Origin of the sequence: Ruegeria arenilitoris, from assembly GCF_013030985.1 — a bacterium.
In the GTDB taxonomy this organism is placed as follows: domain Bacteria; phylum Pseudomonadota; class Alphaproteobacteria; order Rhodobacterales; family Rhodobacteraceae; genus Ruegeria; species Ruegeria arenilitoris_B.
Genome location: NZ_WPYP01000015.1, coordinates 41,327 through 59,131, shown reverse-complemented (window position 1 = coordinate 59,131; position 17,805 = coordinate 41,327). Strand labels below are relative to the sequence as shown.

13 protein-coding genes are annotated in these 17,805 nt (G+C 58.5%); 11 read left to right on the top strand and 2 right to left on the bottom strand.

Annotated elements, in window-relative coordinates:
- Positions 1-6: 6 nt before the first annotated feature.
- Both GOX88_RS21995 and GOX88_RS21990 read left to right on the top strand, forming a co-directional pair.
- Positions 7-1,080 (top strand): 2Fe-2S iron-sulfur cluster-binding protein, encoded by a 1,074-nt coding sequence (locus GOX88_RS21995; protein WP_170407166.1) that lies wholly within the window; start codon positions 7-9, stop codon positions 1,078-1,080.
- Positions 1,081-1,093: 13 nt separating this feature from the next.
- Entirely contained in the window at positions 1,094-1,855 is a 762-nt protein-coding gene (locus tag GOX88_RS21990; protein ID WP_170407164.1) for a Phenylacetic acid catabolic protein, read from the top strand.
- 356 nt (positions 1,856-2,211) lie between these two features.
- Here the strand turns inward: GOX88_RS21990 and GOX88_RS21985 are convergent, their stop codons facing one another.
- A complete protein-coding gene (locus tag GOX88_RS21985; protein ID WP_367648095.1) occupies positions 2,212-3,138 on the bottom strand; it encodes a LysR family transcriptional regulator in 927 nt (308 codons plus the stop codon).
- Between the two features lie 107 nt (positions 3,139-3,245).
- Between GOX88_RS21985 and GOX88_RS21980 the strand changes: the two genes are divergently transcribed.
- From GOX88_RS21980 to GOX88_RS21965, 4 genes are read left to right on the top strand one after another with little or no spacing between them, the layout of a single operon-like run.
- On the top strand, positions 3,246-4,406 hold the full coding sequence (locus GOX88_RS21980) for an acyl-CoA dehydrogenase family protein (RefSeq protein ID WP_170407160.1): 1,161 nt from the start codon (positions 3,246-3,248) through the stop codon (positions 4,404-4,406).
- Entirely contained in the window at positions 4,406-5,500 is a 1,095-nt protein-coding gene (locus tag GOX88_RS21975; RefSeq protein WP_170407158.1) for a CaiB/BaiF CoA transferase family protein, read from the top strand. The genes GOX88_RS21980 and GOX88_RS21975 overlap by 1 nt, the downstream gene beginning before the upstream one ends.
- 1 nt (position 5,501) lies before the next feature.
- Positions 5,502-6,338, top strand: a complete 837-nt coding sequence (locus tag GOX88_RS21970) for an FAS1-like dehydratase domain-containing protein (protein ID WP_170407156.1) — start codon at positions 5,502-5,504, stop codon at positions 6,336-6,338.
- Complete coding sequence (locus GOX88_RS21965) at positions 6,332-7,129, top strand: HpcH/HpaI aldolase/citrate lyase family protein (RefSeq protein WP_170407154.1); 798 nt, start codon at positions 6,332-6,334, stop codon at positions 7,127-7,129. The genes GOX88_RS21970 and GOX88_RS21965 overlap by 7 nt, the downstream gene beginning before the upstream one ends.
- 271 nt (positions 7,130-7,400) lie before the next feature.
- Here GOX88_RS21965 and GOX88_RS21960 read toward each other — a convergent pair whose 3' ends face one another.
- Entirely contained in the window at positions 7,401-8,261 is an 861-nt protein-coding gene (locus tag GOX88_RS21960; RefSeq protein ID WP_170407152.1) for a LysR substrate-binding domain-containing protein, read from the bottom strand.
- Positions 8,262-8,370: 109 nt separating this feature from the next.
- Here GOX88_RS21960 and GOX88_RS21955 point away from each other — a divergent pair, with 109 nt between their 5' ends.
- The 5 genes from GOX88_RS21955 to GOX88_RS21935 are packed head-to-tail and all read left to right on the top strand — an operon-like array spanning position 8,371 to position 17,722.
- A complete protein-coding gene (locus GOX88_RS21955; protein WP_170407150.1) occupies positions 8,371-9,915 on the top strand; it encodes a trimethylamine methyltransferase family protein in 1,545 nt (514 codons plus the stop codon).
- Complete coding sequence (locus GOX88_RS21950) at positions 9,912-11,201, top strand: aspartate aminotransferase family protein (RefSeq protein WP_170407147.1); 1,290 nt, start codon at positions 9,912-9,914, stop codon at positions 11,199-11,201. The genes GOX88_RS21955 and GOX88_RS21950 overlap by 4 nt, the downstream gene beginning before the upstream one ends.
- Positions 11,198-13,609: a GcvT family protein gene (locus GOX88_RS21945; RefSeq protein ID WP_170407145.1), complete on the top strand. Its 2,412-nt coding sequence runs from the start codon at positions 11,198-11,200 to the stop codon at positions 13,607-13,609. The genes GOX88_RS21950 and GOX88_RS21945 overlap by 4 nt, the downstream gene beginning before the upstream one ends.
- Positions 13,606-16,017, top strand: a complete 2,412-nt coding sequence (locus tag GOX88_RS21940; RefSeq protein ID WP_170407143.1) for a GcvT family protein — start codon at positions 13,606-13,608, stop codon at positions 16,015-16,017. The genes GOX88_RS21945 and GOX88_RS21940 overlap by 4 nt, the downstream gene beginning before the upstream one ends.
- A 4-nt stretch (positions 16,018-16,021) precedes the next feature.
- Positions 16,022-17,722: a thiamine pyrophosphate-binding protein gene (locus tag GOX88_RS21935; RefSeq protein ID WP_170407141.1), complete on the top strand. Its 1,701-nt coding sequence runs from the start codon at positions 16,022-16,024 to the stop codon at positions 17,720-17,722.
- Positions 17,723-17,805 lie beyond the last annotated feature (83 nt).

The following is a 17,805-nucleotide window of genomic DNA, read 5'->3' as shown; positions in this document are numbered from 1 at the left end:
CACCGGATGGCACGTTTCCACGACCTTAAGGTCACCGATATCCACAAAACGATCCGCGATGCGGTGGTTTTGACACTTGAGCCCATGAACGGCGCGGCAGAAGAGTTTGACTTTGCCGCCGGCCAATACCTGACGTTCCGGCGCGATTTTGATGGTGAAGAACTGCGCCGGTCCTACTCGATCTGTGCAGGCAAAGACGATGGCGTTTTGCAGGTCGGCATCAAGCGTGTCGATGGCGGGGCTTTCTCGGGTTGGGCAAACTCAGAGCTGAGTGTCGGAGACATCGTGCAGGCCATGCCGCCAATGGGCAGCTTCCACGCTCCGATCGATGCCAGTGCCGAAAAGCAATATCTTGGTTTTGCCGGAGGTTCGGGCGTTACACCCGTTCTGTCGATCCTCAAAACGACACTTGCACGTGAACCCCAATCGCGGTTCACGCTGATCTATGCCAACAAAGGCATCAACACGATCATGTTCCGTGAAGAACTGGAGGACCTCAAGAACCTCTACATGGGTCGCCTCAACGTGATCCATATTCTCGAGACGGATTCTCAGGAAATCGACCTGTTCACCGGATTGGTCACGCAGGAAAAGTGTGCCGAGTTGTTCGAGCACTGGGTCGATATCGAAAACGTCGATATGGCGTTCATTTGTGGACCTGAACCGATGATGCTGGGTATTGCGGCTGCCCTGCGCGAACACGGGCTCGAGGACAGCCAGATTAAATTCGAACTGTTCGCCAGCGCCCAGCCGGGCCGAGCAAAGCGCAAGGCAAGTGCGGCGGATGACGACAGGAAGGGCAATCAAGCCAGCGCTTCCATTACGTTGGATGGGTCCACCCAGACCTTAACTGTTCCCAAGGATCTGTCCATTCTTGATGCAGCTTTGGAAAATGCGATGGACGCGCCTTATGCCTGCAAGGCCGGTGTTTGTTCGACCTGTCGCTGCAAAGTGCTGGAAGGCGAGGTCGAGATGCTCGCCAACCACGCGCTTGAGGACTACGAGGTTGCGAAGGGCTATGTGCTGAGCTGTCAGTCCTATCCGGTGACCGACCGCGTGGTCGTGGATTTCGATCAGTAAAGGGGAGGCCGACATGAATGACACTATGACTCTCGACAGCTATCTTGCCGCAGGCGGTGTGCTGACCAACCCGTCAAACGTTCCACCGCGCTATCGCGCAGAGCTGCTGAAACTGATGGCAACTTTTGTAGACAGTGAATTGGCCGGTGCTGCGGGTTTTGCCGACATCATAAATTTAGGGCCGGGAATCAAAGAACGTATCGCCGCGTCCAAGATCGTGCTCGAAAAAACAGATCATGCAAATCGTGTTTTGAACATCATGGGCGAGTTCGGGGCCGACACGGACCGCTATGCCAATCATCACCCATGGACGACGCGGCTGGATCGGGATGCGGATATCGGAGCGACGCGTTCCGAACATGACATGCGTCTTGCTGTGTTCAACTATCCCTTTTCCGGCTGGACGGACGCGGTGATTATGAACCTTCTCATGAGCGGCGCCGTCGCCGAACAACTGGCCGAGTATTCGACGATTTCCTACCAACCTCTCGCCGAAGCGTTCCGCTCCATTGCGCCGGTCGAAGCGCACCACGGCGAATTGGCCATGGAAGGTGCGATCAAGCTGATCGAACAAGGCGAAGCTGAACAAATGCAAGGCTCGGTCGACTATTGGTGGCCTCGCGTCGCAGTGTCTTTCGGGGGCGATGATCCGAAACGGTTCGAGTTGTTGAAGTCTCTTGGTCTGAGACGGAACAAAAACAGTTCCTTGCGGGATCGCTGGAGCCAGACAATGAATGAAACTCTGAAGACTTTGGGAATGAAGGCGCCTGCTTGAAACACTTGATTGGACTGACTTTGGGCCTGTCCTCTAGTCTGAGGAGAGGCCCAAGTTTTTGGGATGGCGGAAAAAATCAGCAACGCCGGGTTGGCATTTCAAACTCTCGACTATCCCGGTGCACAGAAATCGGTTCAAAAAACGGCGTGCTCGGCTTGATTGTGGTTTTAAGTCTTTCGCATCTGAATCTGCTACCTTGGATGGTATCGAAGTGGCGAACTTGATCCGAAAACGACAATTCTTAAACACGAATTCTGGCTTTCAGCCATTTGCCCAACTGGCAGGATAAGTTGTCCTGCGAGAAACCGACTGTCGCCTTATCTAAAGTCGCGGCAATTCCGTGCGACGTTTATCTCTTAGGTCAAACTGGTCGACAAAGTAGCCCCCGCCCAGTTGCCGCTTTGAACCAAATCGGCAACGACCTCTTGAATCGTTTCTTCAACCGCTTGCTGTGCACGGCTGGGTGTGCCGGAGCGTTTTAGAATTGCACCTCTGCGCAGTTCTGATCTGGCGAAGTTTGTATATGTCAAAGAGCCCTCAGACACCTCATTTGTCACGGCATGCAGTGGCAGAACTGAGTTGCCAAAACCCTTGGCCACCAAATGTTTAGTGTTCCGATAGGAATCAATTTCCATCGCGACATTTACCTCGATTTTTCTGGATCTGGCAGCTGACTCTATCAGATCGCGGAGCCCATGACCTTTTGATGGAAGAATGACCGGCGCCTCAGAGAGGCAACGAAGGGAGACTTCTTTTGCGATCGGTTTGTCCGGTGGCTGTATCAAGACAAGTTCTTCTTCGACAAGAACGTCTGCATTCGTCTGACCACCCGCAGACGTATTATAAAGAACAGCCAGGTCCACGCGGCCTTCCTCAAGCCATTCGGTGACAAAACCGCTCATTGCATCTGCGATGTTCAGGGTAATCCGAGGGTATTTTTCCTGCAGCGCGTCTATAAGTGGCAAGGTAAGGATTTCGCTGATTGTGGCCGACAGTCCCAGTCGAACGGCACCACCTGGCGATTTGTCCAGATTGCGAATTTCGTCTTCGGTTCGCTCGAGTTCATTGAGGATATTGCGTGCCCTTGATCTGAGAATCTCGCCAGCTTCCGTTGGTTCAACACCACTGGCCTTTCGAACGAGCAATGCCGTATCGAGCCGTTCCTCCATGTTGCGAAGATGCAGTGATAGAGCCGGTTGTGCGACGTTCAATGTACGCGATGCAGCGGTCAAAGAACCCTGTTCTACGATTTCCAAGAAGTATCGGAGTTGTCGTATGTCCACTTCAGCCTCATAAAAAGATTATATGCCATGTATCACAATCATATATTTGTTCAATGGAAGAGACTTGATTTAGGGTCATGCAACAGCGATGAAACCCAAGGGCAGCCATGAACTTCGTGTCAGACAACTATCAGGATATCCGGGACGGTGTGCGGGCGCTCTGTGCCCAGTTTCCGGCGGAATACCACCGCAAAGTGGATGAGGAAAAAGCCTATCCGGAAGAATTCGTGGATGCTTTGACCCAAGAGGGCTGGATGGCAGCTTTGATCCCGGAAGAATATGGCGGCTCTGGTCTGGGGCTGGCAGAAGCCTCGGTGATCATGGAAGAGATCAACCGTGCTGGAGGCAACTCGGGTGCCTGTCACGGGCAGATGTACAATATGAACACGCTGGTGCGGCACGGTTCGGAAGAACAGCGCCAGAAATACCTGCCTCTGATTGCAGAAGGCAAATTGCGCATTCAGTCCATGGGCGTGACTGAACCCACCACCGGCACTGATACCACCAAGATCAAAACCACGGCGGTCAAAAAAGATGGTCGCTATGTGATCAATGGCCAAAAGGTCTGGATCAGCCGCGTACAGCATTCCGATTTCATGATCCTGTTGGCCCGAACCACTCCACTGGCCGAGGTCAAAAAGAAGTCCGAAGGCTTGTCGATCTTTCTTGTGGATATCAAAGACGCGATCAAATCCGGGATGGAGGTCAAACCTATCGCCAATATGGTCAATCACGAGACCAATGAGCTTTTCTTCGACAACTTGGAGATCCCGGAAGAGAACCTGATCGGCGAAGAGGGCAAAGGGTTCAAATACATCCTTACAGGCCTTAATGCCGAGCGAACGCTGATCGCTGCCGAGTGTATCGGCGATGGGTACTGGTTCACGGACAAGGTTACGGACTACGTGAGCAACCGCGAGGTCTTTGGAAGGCCGATCGGACAAAACCAAGGTGTGCAGTTCCCAATTGCCGAGGCCTTCATCGAGGTTGAGGCGGCCAACCTCATGCGCTGGAAAGCCTGCGCGCTGTACGATGCCGGAAAACCCTGCGGGGCCGAGGCGAACATGTCCAAATATCTTGCGGCAAAAGCATCCTGGGAAGCTGCTAATGCCTGCCTCCAGTTCCACGGTGGTTTCGGTTTTGCCAATGAATACGACATCGAACGGAAATTCCGCGAAACCCGGCTGTATCAGGTGGCACCGATCTCGACCAACTTGATCCTGTCTTTTGTCGCCGAGCACATGCTTGGCATGCCGAGGTCGTTCTGATGCTGCCGCTGGAAGGACTTACCGTCGTCGCCATCGAACAGGCCGTTGCAGCCCCGTTCGCATCCTGTCGATTGGCGGATGCCGGAGCGCGGGTGATCAAAGTCGAGCGACCCGAGGGCGATTTCGCGCGTGGCTATGATGACGTTGCCTCGGGACAATCGAGCTACTTTGTCTGGCTGAACAGGGGTAAGGAGTCGGTAACGCTGGATCTTTCTTCAGAAGAAGGCAAATCCGAATTGGAAGAGCTTTTTTCCGAAACGGACGTGCTCATCCAAAACCTCAAGCCCGGCGCCATGGCGAAACTTGGATTTTCCATCAAACGTCTGCGGAAAGATAATCCCCGGCTCATCACCTGCTCCATATCCGGTTTCGGCGAAGATGGGCCGATGGCGAACCGCAAGGCCTATGACCTTCTGATCCAGGCAGAAAGTGGTTTGTGCTCGATTACAGGAGGACCGTCTGAGCCAGCACGCGTGGGGATTTCCATTGTTGATATCGCCACAGGTGCAGCTGCGCATTCCGCGATCCTTGAAGCGCTGATCCGGCGCGGGGTCACTGGCGCCGGCGCCGAGATTTCGGTGTCTATGTTTGATGTGGTGGCGGATTGGCTGACTGTGCCGCTTCTGAACTATGAAGGTGGCAATAGTCCCAAACGGATCGGTTTAGCGCATCCGTCGATAGCGCCGTACGGGGTGTTCTATCCCAAGAGTGGCGCACCGGTGTTGATTTCGATCCAATCGGATCGGGAATGGATCAAACTTTGCTCTGAATTCATCGGTGATGCGACACTCGGTACAGACCCTCGATTTGCGACAAACGTTGCGCGGGTCAGCAACCGTAACAAGGTAGACGCTCTGGTAAGCGAGGCATTTGCTCGCTACGATTCCGAAGAGGCGGTTGCATTGCTTTCAGAGGCAAATATCGCTCTTGCTTCGGTCAACGATATGGCGGGACTTTCCACTCACCCCCATCTGCGGCGGATCAGCGTGGCCAGCCCGAATGGAACCGTCAGGTTTCCCGCTCCGGGGGCACGGTTCTTGGGTGAGGACCGCACATTTGGCGCTGTTCCGGCCCTTAAACCTGTTGGAGGCTGAAATGGAAGTTGATATCCACCATCTTCAAAGCTGGGTTGGCCATGAAGACACAAGTTGTGAAACTCTGTCCCCTTCGCTGGCGGCGCAGTTCGACGCCACGTTCAACATTCCCTCCGATACTGCTCCGAAAGACCGAGCCCCGCTGCTCATTCATTGGTGCTTGAATCAGCCCATCGCACCAATGTCAGAACTCGGGCGCGACGGGCATCCCGCGCTCGGGGGTTTTCTACCTCCCGTTCCACTGCCGCGTCGTATGTGGGCTGGTGGCGCGATCGAATTTCATGACTGCATTCACATAGGAGATAAAGTCGAACGTCACTCAGTGGTTTTGGATGTTCAGCTGAAACACGGACGAACCGGCGCGCTGTGTTTCGTTACGGTCAATCACGAGTTTTCGATAGCTGGACGGGTCGTGCTTAGCGAGCGTCAGGACATCGTTTACCGAGATCTGCCCAAGGAAGGGCGGACCAAAGCGTTGCCTGAACCCGCCAAAATCGGCACCCACAGCAAGGTGATCACTCCACATCCAACGCTGCTTTTCCGTTATTCCGCAGTTACGTTCAACGGACACCGGATTCACTATGACAAACCGTTCTGCATCAACACCGAGGGCTACCCCGGCCTTGTCGTACACGGGCCAATGCAGGCCACGATGCTGTGCCAATACGCCGCCAATCTGAAGGGCACACCGCCCAAGAGTTTCCGCTTCCGTAGTCATTCGCCTCTCTTCGATGACACTGATTTTACGTTGAATGCCGAGGCGACCGGCGATGGTATGAAGCTGTGGACAGCGGCTGTTGGTGGGCCGATTGCGATGGAGGCGGTTGCGGTATGGTGAACACGACCCAAGTACCACTCTTTGTTCCTGCGATGCGCCCGGAACGGTTTACGAAAGCGGCTTCCTCGGGCGGGGATGCCATCATCCTAGATCTGGAAGACTCCGTGGCACCTGCCGACAAGGATGCGGCGCGCGCAAATGTCGATGGATCATTTACGGATTTGCCGGTCATTCTGCGTATCAACGCCGTGGGCACACCCTGGTTTGTTGATGATGTGCGGGCGCTGAAGGATCGCGGCTTTTCGGCTGTGATGTTGCCGAAATCGGAGAACCCCGACGACATCAAACAGATCACCGAGCAGGTTCCCGATCTGCCGATTATCGCACTTGTGGAGACAGCCAAAGGCCTGGGCCGCGCGCGTGATATCGCAGCGGCTCCGGCGGTAACGCGCCTCGCTTTCGGATCCGTTGATTTCAGCGCCGACTTGGGCTGTGAGCACAAGCGCGACGCGCTTCTACTGGCCCGTTCTGAGCTAGTTCTTGCATCTCGAATTGCCGGTATTTCCGCACCTCTGGACGGTGTGACGGTCGAAGTCGCCGACCCCTCGGTGTCCGGGCGGGATGCTGAGCATGCGAGGGCACTCGGGATGACCGGGAAAATGTGCATCCACCCGAGCCAAATCTCCAAGGTAAAGCATGCCTTTATGCCAAGCGATGTTGAGGTCCAGTGGGCGCAGCGGGTTCTGAAAGCTGCCGAAGGCGCGGTGATGATCGATGGCGAAATGGTGGACGAGCCGGTGCGCATCCGAGCCCGCGCCATTCTGGCCGCAAAGTTCACGGATGCGGAATAAGGCAACTGGTTAAACTGCGCTGGCAATTTCCCGACAACTCCGGCTGTCAAAAATGTGGATTGCCAGGTTGCTTTGTCGAAAAATTCTCTGAAGGGTCAATTCGGGCCCAGCCTCAAGAAATTTGGCCGCCCTTAGGCGGCCTCAGGAAGACAGCGATCGACAAATGCGGCGCCAATACGGCCTGTACCAAAGCCATCAACAAGATGATGAATGGCATTGGTTGGGATATGTTTGCCTGACCCCCCCCTTGTATTTGGGCAATGGAACTGAGCTAGTTTACAAGCCAGCCGACGATCTGTTGCACCTCTCGTCTCACAGGGTCGCTTCCGCGCACTTCAACAAAATAGCCGTGCGTTGGGGGGATATCCTCGTCGAAAAGCCGAACGACCCTTCCCTCGGCCAGATCCTGATCAATCAGCGGCAGCCAACCGATCACGATCCCCTGTCCTTCGGCTGCGCCGCGCAAAAGGGCGTTTGCGTCCTGGAAGATCGAGCCGCGCAGCCGGTCATCGACAGGGACATTCATGGCGGAGAACCAATCCAGCCATCCCCAGTGGTTCCTCTGGTGCAGCAGGGGTAAATCCAGCAAGTCTTTTGGGTTCTCGATCGGCCCATGGGCGGCAAGAAAGGACTTGGAGGCAATGGCGACCGGGCTGAGTTCAAGCAGTTTGACCGCGTCACCCGCTGCTTCTGCCATACGATCCCAGCGGATCACGATGTCGAGGTTTTCCCGAGCGCTTGTTCCGGGTTCGAAGGTTGGCAGAACCTCAAGCTCGATGTCCGAGTAAGAGGCCCAAAAATCACTGATCCTTGGCATCAGCCAGCGCGCCGTAAAGATCGGACCCGCGGCCAGACGAACCACTTTGCGGGTGCGACGGTGGAGTGTGCGCACCGCTTCATCCAATATTCCAAAGGCCTGCGCGGCAGCAACCGCAAGCCTCTTTCCGTCTTCGGTCAGCGTGACATCACGTCCGCTGCGAACAAAAAGCTGGGTGCCAAGCTGGTCTTCCAGGCCGCGAATGTGGTGGCTGATTGCTGTCGGGGTGACCGACAAAGCCTCGGATGCGGCGCGGAAACTGCTCAGACGGGCGGCTGTTTCAAAGGCGCGCAAGGCGGGAAGGGAAGGTTTCATGGCAGGCCTATTGTGTAGTTTAACTCATCTAATGATGAGCATGATGCCTTTGTAAATAAAGAAAAGCTTTGAAAAGATAATACCGACGAAAAGCAAATCTCATGAGTCGATGGTCAAATCCAGCCGCCGCCGAGGTCGAAAAGACCGACTGAAAGATACCACGCAGGACGAAAACTCTCTGCCGGTCTGGCCAGGGGTAATCGGTGGCCGTCTGAAGCCACTTTCTGCGGACGAGGTGATGCTGGTCCAGAACACTGCCTTTTCGCTGCTGGAAACTCTTGGTTTAAATCAAGCCATCCCGTCTATGATTGACAGGGTGCTTTCGGCTGGCGGGTCGATAACGGACGAGGGGCGTTTGCTGTTTCCCCCCGATCTGGTTCGGTGGGCGATCGACGGGGCGCAACGCGGTTTCACGCTCTGCGGACAACAGCCTGAACGCGATCTGAAGATCGAAGGGTCGCGTGTGCACATGTCGACTGGTGGGGCGGCTCCGGGAGTGTTCGACCTTGATACCCATGGCTATCGCGACTCCACTTTGCAGGACCTCTATGACGCGGCGCGGATCGTGGATCAGATGGACAATATCCACCATTTCAGCCGGCCGGTGGTGGCGCGGGACATTGAAGACAATGCACTGATGGACATCAATACGGCCTATGCTTGTCTGGCGGGCACGTCCAAACATGTGTCGATTTCGATCACCGAACCGCAAAACGTCGCCCGGATCGCCGAGCTTTGCTACTGCATCGCAGGTGGTGAGGCCGCGTTTCGCGCCCGCCCTTTTCTGACGGTCATGGTCTGCCATGTGGTCCCGCCGATGCGCTTTGCAGAAGAAGCCTGTGAAGTGCTGGAATTGGCGATCAAGGCAGGCTTTCCGGTTCAGTTGATCAGTGCCGGGCAGGCCGGGGCGACCAGCCCGGCAACGATTGCGGGATCGTTGGTGCAGGCGGTGGCTGAAACTTTGGCCGGGCTGGTCTTTGCCCGTCTGGTTGATCCCGAGGTAAAGGCGATCTTTGCGCCTAAACCGCTGGTTGCCGACCTGCGTACCGGCTCGATGAGCGGTGGCGGCGGCGAACAGGCCATTCTGATGGCGGGGGCTGCGCAGATGGGGCGGCACTGGAATCTGCCCACCAGCTCGATCGCCGGAATCACCGATGCCAAGCGGCTGGACGCTCAGTACGGGGCCGAGAAATCGCTGGCCGTGACCATGGCGGCTCATGCGGGATCAAACATTGTCACCCAAGCTGCAGGCATGATGTCCAGCCTTCTGGGCGTTAGCCATGCCGCTTATGTCAGTGACAACGACCTGCTGGGAAACATTCTGCGCACCATTCGCGGGATCGAAGCAACGCCGGAGAATATCGCCGCGGATGTCATTGCGGATGTATGCCGCGGGGAGGGCCACTACCTGGGCGATATGCATACGTTTCGTCGGATGAAATCGGACTACTTCTATCCCGAAATCGGCGACCGCCGGGCACCGCGCGACTGGCAGGAACAGGGCGGCCAGAGGATCGGAGATGTGGCGCGCGAACGCGCGCGTGAAATCCTGAAAAGCCACTTTCCTAGACATATCCCTGATCAATTGGACCGCGCTTTGCGGGATAGTTTTGACATCCGTCTGACACGGACCCAAATCGGACGATCAGAATGAGCAACTCTGACCTCAGTCTGCGCGCTCGCGCGGCCCTTCCGGGTGGTGTCAGCCACGAACTGCGCTATCGCGATCCGCATCCCGTTTACATTGATCGCGCGCAAGGGGCCGAGAAATGGGACACCGAAGGCCGACGCTATATCGATTTCAAGATGGGCAGTGCCAGCCAGATGCTGGGACATGGTCATCCTGCAATCGTCGAGGCAATCAGAAAGCAGGCCGGACAGGCGATTTTCAGTGCCGACTGCCACGAGGCCGAAATCCTCTGGGCCGAATGGGTCAATCGACTTTACCCCTGCGCCGAGCGGACGCGGTTTACCGCTTCGGGCAGTGAGGCGACCATGCTGGCCTTGCGCCTGGGTCGCGCGCATTCCGGCAAGGATCATGTGCTGCGGGTGGACGGGCATTATCACGGTTGGCACGACCACGTGCTCAAGGGCGCAAAACCCGGAACCCTTCAATCCGCGTCGCTGGGTGTCCCGGAGGCGGTGAACGAGTTGATCCATGTCTGTGCGGCAGAACCCAAAGCGATGGAACACGCCCTACAGGATGATCGTATCGGCACGGTCATCATCGAGGCTTCGGGGGCCAATTACGGCTCGGTGCCGCTGCCGACCGAGACATTGCGGGCATTGCACAACGTGGCACGGGATGCCGGCGTGGTGCTGATCTTTGATGAGATCATCAGCGGTTTTCGCTGGTCGCCCGGCGGGCGGCAGGCCCGCGATGTAATCGTGCCCGACCTGACGACCCTGGCCAAGATCGTCGCAGGAGGCCTGCCGGGCGGTGCGGTCTGTGGTCGGGCCGAAATCATGGAACTGATGAATAACACAACCGCCCGCAAGGGCGTTGCGCCAGCGGTTAGCCACAAGGGCACGTTCAATGCCTCGCCACTGGTGGCTGCCGCAGCCTGCGCTGCGATGCCGTTACTGGCAAGCGGCGAGGCGCAGGCCCAGGCCGATGCAATGGGGGCCCGGATGCGCGACGGCATGAATACCGCATTGTCTGATCTGGGCGTTGTCGGGTTGGCCTACGGCGACAGCTCGGTTTTTCACGTGTTTCTCGGGCGAGACAGCATAGACGACCTCAGCCCCGCTCAGATCCGCGGGCTGCCCAAAGGAACGGTCAAAGCCTATTGCGACGGTATGTTGGCACGTGGGGTGGATATGATGTCCTACACATCGGGCCTCACCTCGGCTGCACATGATCCGGAGTTGATCGACGAAGCGATAGAGGCGTTTCGCGCCACCTTGACTGACATGATCCGCGACGGAGTTCTGCCATGACCCTGCCGTCCCATGCCCGCACCATTGTGATCGGCGGTGGTGTCATCGGCTGCTCGATCGCATATCATCTGGCTCGTCAGGGGCGCAAAGATATCGTGGTACTGGAACGCTCGAAGCTGACCTCGGGCACGACTTGGCATGCCGCCGGTCTGGTGCGCCGCCTGCGACCCTCGGCAACATTGACCAAACTGATCAACTATTCGATCGACCTGTATGGTGAGTTGGAGCGCGAAACCGGGCAGGCCACTGGCTGGACCCAAACCGGATCACTGACGCTGGCCACCAACGCGGACCGGCTGACCAATATCAAACGGCAGGTCTCATTGGGCCGTGCCTTCGGACTTGAGGCCGAGGTGGTCGATGCCAACCGCGCAAAAGAGTTGTGGCCGTTGATCGAAACGGATGACGTGATCGGTGCAGTCTGGTCCCCGGCGGATGGCCGCGTGAACCCTTCGGACGTGGCGTTGGCGCTGTCCAAAGGTGCCCGCGCCCGAGGCGTGCAGATTTTCGAGGATACCGCCGTCACCGAATTGCAGAAAAAGGCAGGGCGTATCTCGGGCGTTGAGGTGGGGGACCATGTCATCGCGGCCGACGAGGTTGTGATTGCCTGTGGCCTCTGGTCCCGCGAAGTGGCGGCGATGGCCGGCGCCCATATGCCGCTTTATGCCTGCGAGCATTTCTACATTCTGACCAAACCACTGGCCGAGGTGCAGGCGCTTGGCAAAGGGGCCCATCTGCCGACGCTGAACGATCAGGACGCGTTCCTCTATGCCCGGGATGACGTCGAAGGGTTGCTGGTGGGCAGTTTTGAACCGCACGCCAAGGGCCTGCCTCTGGACCGTTTACCCAAGGATTTCAGCTTTGATCTATTGGACGAGGATTGGGACCATTTCATGCCGATGATGGAAAACGCCCTGCGCCGGATCCCCGCCTTGGAACGGGCTGAGGTGCGGATGCTGCTCAACGGGCCCGAAAGCTTCACCCTCGACAGTCAATTCATGCTGGGCGAAAGCCCCGAAGTGCCCGGCCTGTTCCTGATGGGCGGCATGAACTCGACCGGGATCGCCTTGGCTGGCGGCGCGGGCAAGGCGATGGCCGAATGGATCATCGCGGGCGAGCCAACCATGGAACTGAATGAGGCCGATATTCGCCGGTTCAGCCCCGAGATGAACGTGCTGGCTGCCCTGGAGGCCCGCATCCCCGAGGTGTTGGGCCGCCACTACGACAACCCTTATCCGGGACGTGTGATGGACAGCGCACGCGGTCAGCGCCGCTCGCCCATTCACGCCGGGCTGGTGGCGGCGGGCGCGCAGTTCGAGGCGCGCGGCGGTTGGGAACGGGCGGTTCATTTTGGTGGCGAAGCCGCGCATTTTCCGCTGAGCTTTTGTGCACCAGCATGGCGTGGTCAGGTGGGGGCAGAGGTCGCGGCTTGCCGCAGTGGCGCGGCCATTCTGGATCAATCGGCACTTGGCAAGATCATGGTGCAGGGGCCCGACGCCTGCGCGTTACTCAACCACCTCTGCGCGGCACAGATGGACGTGCCCGAGGGGCGCATCGCGTACACCCAAATCCTGAACGCGCGCGGCGGCATCGAAAGTGATCTGACCGTACAGCGCCATGGGTCCGAGACCTATCTGTTGATAGCTGGCGCCGGCGAGGTTGTGCGTGTTCTCAAACGCATGCGCGAGACCCGGGGCGATTTCCGTGTGGAGTTCACTGACGTGACCAGCGGCTATGCCATTCTGGGCTTGGCCGGGGCCAAGGCGCGCAGCGTGTTGCAGGCGACCTCAAACACGCCGGTTCCTGACCTGAAACGCTTTCAATTCGCTCCGATCGAAATCGGCCTCGCACGCGGTTGGGCAGGGCGTCTGAGTTTCACCGGCGAAGAGGGGTATGAGTTGTACATCCCCGCCGACATGGCCATGGCCGCGTATGAGGCGCTGCTGACCGCAGGGGCCAGCCATGCGGGGCTCTATGCCAGTGGCAGCCTGCGTATCGAGAGTGGGTTCCGCGCTTTCGGGCACGAACTGACCCCTGGCACCACACCGCATGAGGCCGGTCTGGACGCGTTCTGCGCGGTGGGCACTGGGTTCGTCGGCGAAGCGGCCCTGCAGGATCACACACCTGCGCGCCGGATCGTCTCGCTGCTGTTTGACGATCCCGGCGCGATTCCGATCCATGATGAGCCGGTGTACTTCAATGGGCAGGTTGTCGGGCAAGTCACCTCTGCCGCGTGGAGCTACCGTTTTGGCTGTTCTGTTGCGCTTGCGATGATTTCGGGCCCGCCAAGGATCTTTTGCGAAAAGTCCTTCACCGCAGATGGCACATGGGGGGTTGAGGTGGAAATCGCCTGCGCCCGTTACACCGCCCGTGCCACGCTGAAACCCGCCAAAGAGGCGTTCCAATGACTGACGCATCCCGTACCACTCAGGTCGCCATCATCGGTGGCGGGATCATGGGCGTTGCTGCCCAGTTCCAATTGGCCGAGAACGGCTGGACCGATACGATCCTGTTCGAAAAGGCCGAGCTGACTTCGGGCTCCACCTGGCACGCGGCAGGTCAAATCGCCCACGCGGTCGGCAGCCGGATCGCAGGCTGGATCAACAAAACCTCGATTGAGACCTATAAGCGCGTCGAGGCGGAAACCGGTCAGAGCATCGGCTGGCACGAGGTGGGCGGGTTTCGGATCGCCACCACCAATGATGAGGTCGATTGGATGAAATCGATCATGGGGGTCGGCAAGCTGCTGGACCTGCCGATGGAACTGGTCGGTCCGGAAGAGGTCGCCAAGGGCAATCCGTTTTACAGGACCTCTGACATCAAAGCCGCTGTGCAGACCTTTGAAGACGGCCATATTGATCCCTCCGGTGTCACCATGGCACTGGCGGCGGCCTCTCGCGCGCGCGGGGCTAAGATCGAACGGCACAACCGTGTGGCCGGTGCGTCGCGCAAAGGCGACATGTGGCTATTGCGCACGGAAAAGGGGGGCGTTCTGGCCGAGCATGTGGTGATCGCCGCAGGCTCTTACGCCAATCAGGTGGGGGAATGGTTCGGGTTGAAAATTCCTTCGGTCTCGTGCCTGCACCATTATCTGGTCACGGAAACGGTGCTCGAATTTCTGGATCGCCCCGAACTGCCCGTGATGCGTGACAATGCGTTTGGCGGCTATATCCGGCAGGAACAGAAATCGGGCCTGATCGGCATATATGAGGGCCACGTCTGCCCTACGGTTTGGGAAATGCCGCAAGGTGCGCCCTGGGCTGCCGAAAATGAGCTGTTCGACGCGGATTACGGCACGATTGGGGACTTCCTGATGGTGGCGTTGGACAAGATGCCCATTCTGGCCGATCTGGGGATCAAACGCGTGGTGCGCGGGGCAATCACCCATACACCGGACGGCGGTATGTTGGTGGGGCCTTCGGGTGCGCCCAATGTCTGGCTGTCCTGCGGGTCATCGATCGGACTGGCTTGGGGCGGCGGCGCGGGCAAGGTGCTGGCTGACTGGATGGTGCATGGCGAAACCCAGATCAACACCCGCGGGTTGGACCCGCGCCGCTACGGCGATTTCAGCACGGACCGTTTCATCGTCGAACGCACCAAGGACGAGTTCATGCGCCGTCATGACACGCCGTGCCCCGGCAAGCAGTTCGAAAGCCTGCGCCCGCTGAACCGCCACCCGCTCTATGACCGGCTGGCTGCAAAGGGTGCGGTGTTTGGAGAAGTCGCGGGCTGGGAACGCCCTCGCTATTTCGGCCAGGTCGACGAGGTTGAACCGATCGGTTGGGGTCATCAGAAATGGCACGAAAACGCCATGGCCGAAGCCAAGGCGACGCGCACCGCTGCCGGTGTGATCGACCTCTGTGCGTTTGCGCAGTTCGAGATTACCGGCAAGGATGCGGGTGCATTGCTGGACCGGGTGTCGGCCAACGCGATCCCGACAAAAGACCGGCGGATGAGCCTGAACCATCTGCTGACCGAAAGGGGCCGGTTCGAGACCGAAATTACAATCTGGCGCATTGCAAAGGATCGGTATTTCACCGGTTCCGCCATCGCGCGGGCGACCCCGGATTTTAATTGGATCAGGTCCCACATCCGACCCGGTGAAGATGTGCAGATGGTCAACCGCAGCGCGGATTGGGGGATGTTGGCCCTGTCAGGTCCAGCCTCGCGCCGGATTTTGAATGAACTGACGGACACCGATCTCAGCAACGCCGCCTTTCCCTGGCTCTCGGGGCAAGAGATTACCGTGGCCGGCACGGTCTGCCACGCATTGCGCGTGTCCTTTACCGGTGAGCTTGGGTGGGAACTGCATATGCCGCTGGATCGGATCGGCACCTTGTATGATGCATTGTTCGAAGCTGGCGCCAAGCATGGGTTGGTCGATCTGGGCGCCTACGCGTTCAACGGGTTGCGGATGGAGAAGGCCTATCGCGCGAGCGCCGAACTGACGACGGATGTCGGCCCGTTCGACGTTGGGTTGGAACGCTTTGTGCGCGCCGAGGGGCGGGACTTTGTCGGCAAAGACGCCCTTCTGGCCCGCAAACCGGATTGGCAGCTGCTCTATGCGGAACTTCATGCCGACGACATAGATATTCTTGGCGGTGAGCCCGTGTTGCGGAACAAAATCCCGGTTGGTCTGACGACCTCGGGCGGGTTCGGTTACACGGTTGGCAAGTCGTTGTGCTGGCTGTTCGTACGCACAGGCACGCCGCGCGATGAGTTGCGCGTGCAGATCCTGAATCGCGCAATTCCCGTGACTGTCCATGACGACGCTATTTTTGACCCGCAGAACCTGGTGCAAAGATCCGAGGACTAGACCCATGACCAACATTACCGGCGGCGAGGCCGTCTATCGCGTGCTCAAGGCCAACGGGATCGACACCGTGTTCGGCCTGTTGGGCGGCTCAATGCTGGAACTGTACGATGCCATGTATAAAGGCGGCCAGGTGGCGTATGTCGGAGCGCGGGATGAGCGAGCGGCAGGTCATATGGCGGATGCCTGGGCGCGGATGACCGGCAAGCCCGGCGTTGTGCTGGGCGCGCAGGCCGGGCCCGGTGTGGTCAATATCGTCACCGCAGTGGCCGAGGCGCAGCTGGCGTATTCCCCGATGGTGGTCATTGCCGGGGCAATTACGCGGGCCGATCAGCACAAGGATACGTTCCAAGAGGTCGATCAGGTGGCGCTGTTTGCCCCGATCTCCAAACGCTCTGTCATGGTCAGCGACCCGTCACGGCTGGCACCGATGCTGGAGGATGCGATCCGGCTGGCGAATTCGGGCCGTCGCGGGCCGGTCGTGTTGCATGTTCCGCGCGATCTGTTTGCGGCCGAGGTACCTGCGATCGATCCGACCCCTGTGAACATCGCCCGCCCGGGACCTGCCGCCCCCGATGATGTCGCGGCGATGGCTGAACTGCTTTCCTCAGCGAAGCGCCCGGTGATCTTCGCGGGTGGGGGTTTCAAATGGGGCCGGGGGCGCAAGGCTTTGACCGCTTTGGCAGAGGCATTGGAGGTGCCCGTTGTGGCCTCGACCGGTCATGCCGATGTGATGCGTCACGGTCACCCGTGGTTTGCCGGACAAGCCGGGCCGCGTGGCAATCACGTGGCCAGTCGTCTAACGAAAGAGGCCGATGTAATCGTCGTGTTGGGAGCGCGGCTCGGGTTCAACTCGACCTTTCACAGCAATGAATATGTTGGCTCCGAGACGCGGATTGCACAGGTAGATGTCGAAGGGTCCGCAGTAGGGCGCTATTTCCCTGCAGAAATTGCGGCGCAAGGGGATGCGCGCCTGACCGCCGAAGCGCTGATGGACGCGGCTTCCAAACCAGATTGCGGGCCATGGCGCGACGCATTTCGTGCCGATATGGATAGCCTCCGGACCGAGCGCGCCAAAGAAGCCGCAATCGAGACTCTGCCCATGCATCCTCGCCGCGCCTTGGGCGAGCTGCGCGACGCGCTGCCCGAAAACGCAATCGTCACGCTGGACACCGGCAACACCTGCTTGCAAGCCGCCGACCGGCTGGCTCACTACGAACCTCTGTCGCTGATCACGCCGCTGGATTTCGGGTTGGTCGGCTTTGGCCTGTCAGCGGCCATCGGTGCCAAGGCCGCAGCCCCCCACCGTCCGGTTGTCGCAGTGATGGGCGATGGCGCGGTGGGGTATACGATGATTGAAATCCAAACCGCCATTTCGCATGATCTGCCCATCGTGATCGTAGTTCTGGATAACGAGGCCTGGGGGGCCGAGAAAGCCTATCAGCAGGAGTTTTATGGTGGACGCCTGCTGGGGGCCGAAATCAAGTCGCCCCGGTTTGACAAATTCGCCGAACTCTGTGGCGGCAAGGGCATTTGGGTCGACGGCCCGGGCGAATTGGGGCCGGTTTTGCACGAGGCAACATCCTCGGGGAAAACGATAGTCATACAAGCCAGGATCGACCCCGGCGCGCTGATGCCATTGCGCAAAGATCTGTTCAAGGCACCGCAGGACGGGTCAAAAGCACGACCGCCTGGGGCACTATCGTGATCGGCGCCGGAAATGTGGCCTTTTGCGCGGCACATGCTGCGCGTGATTAAGGCGCAAGCGTCCTAATGCTGGACTTTGTGCCC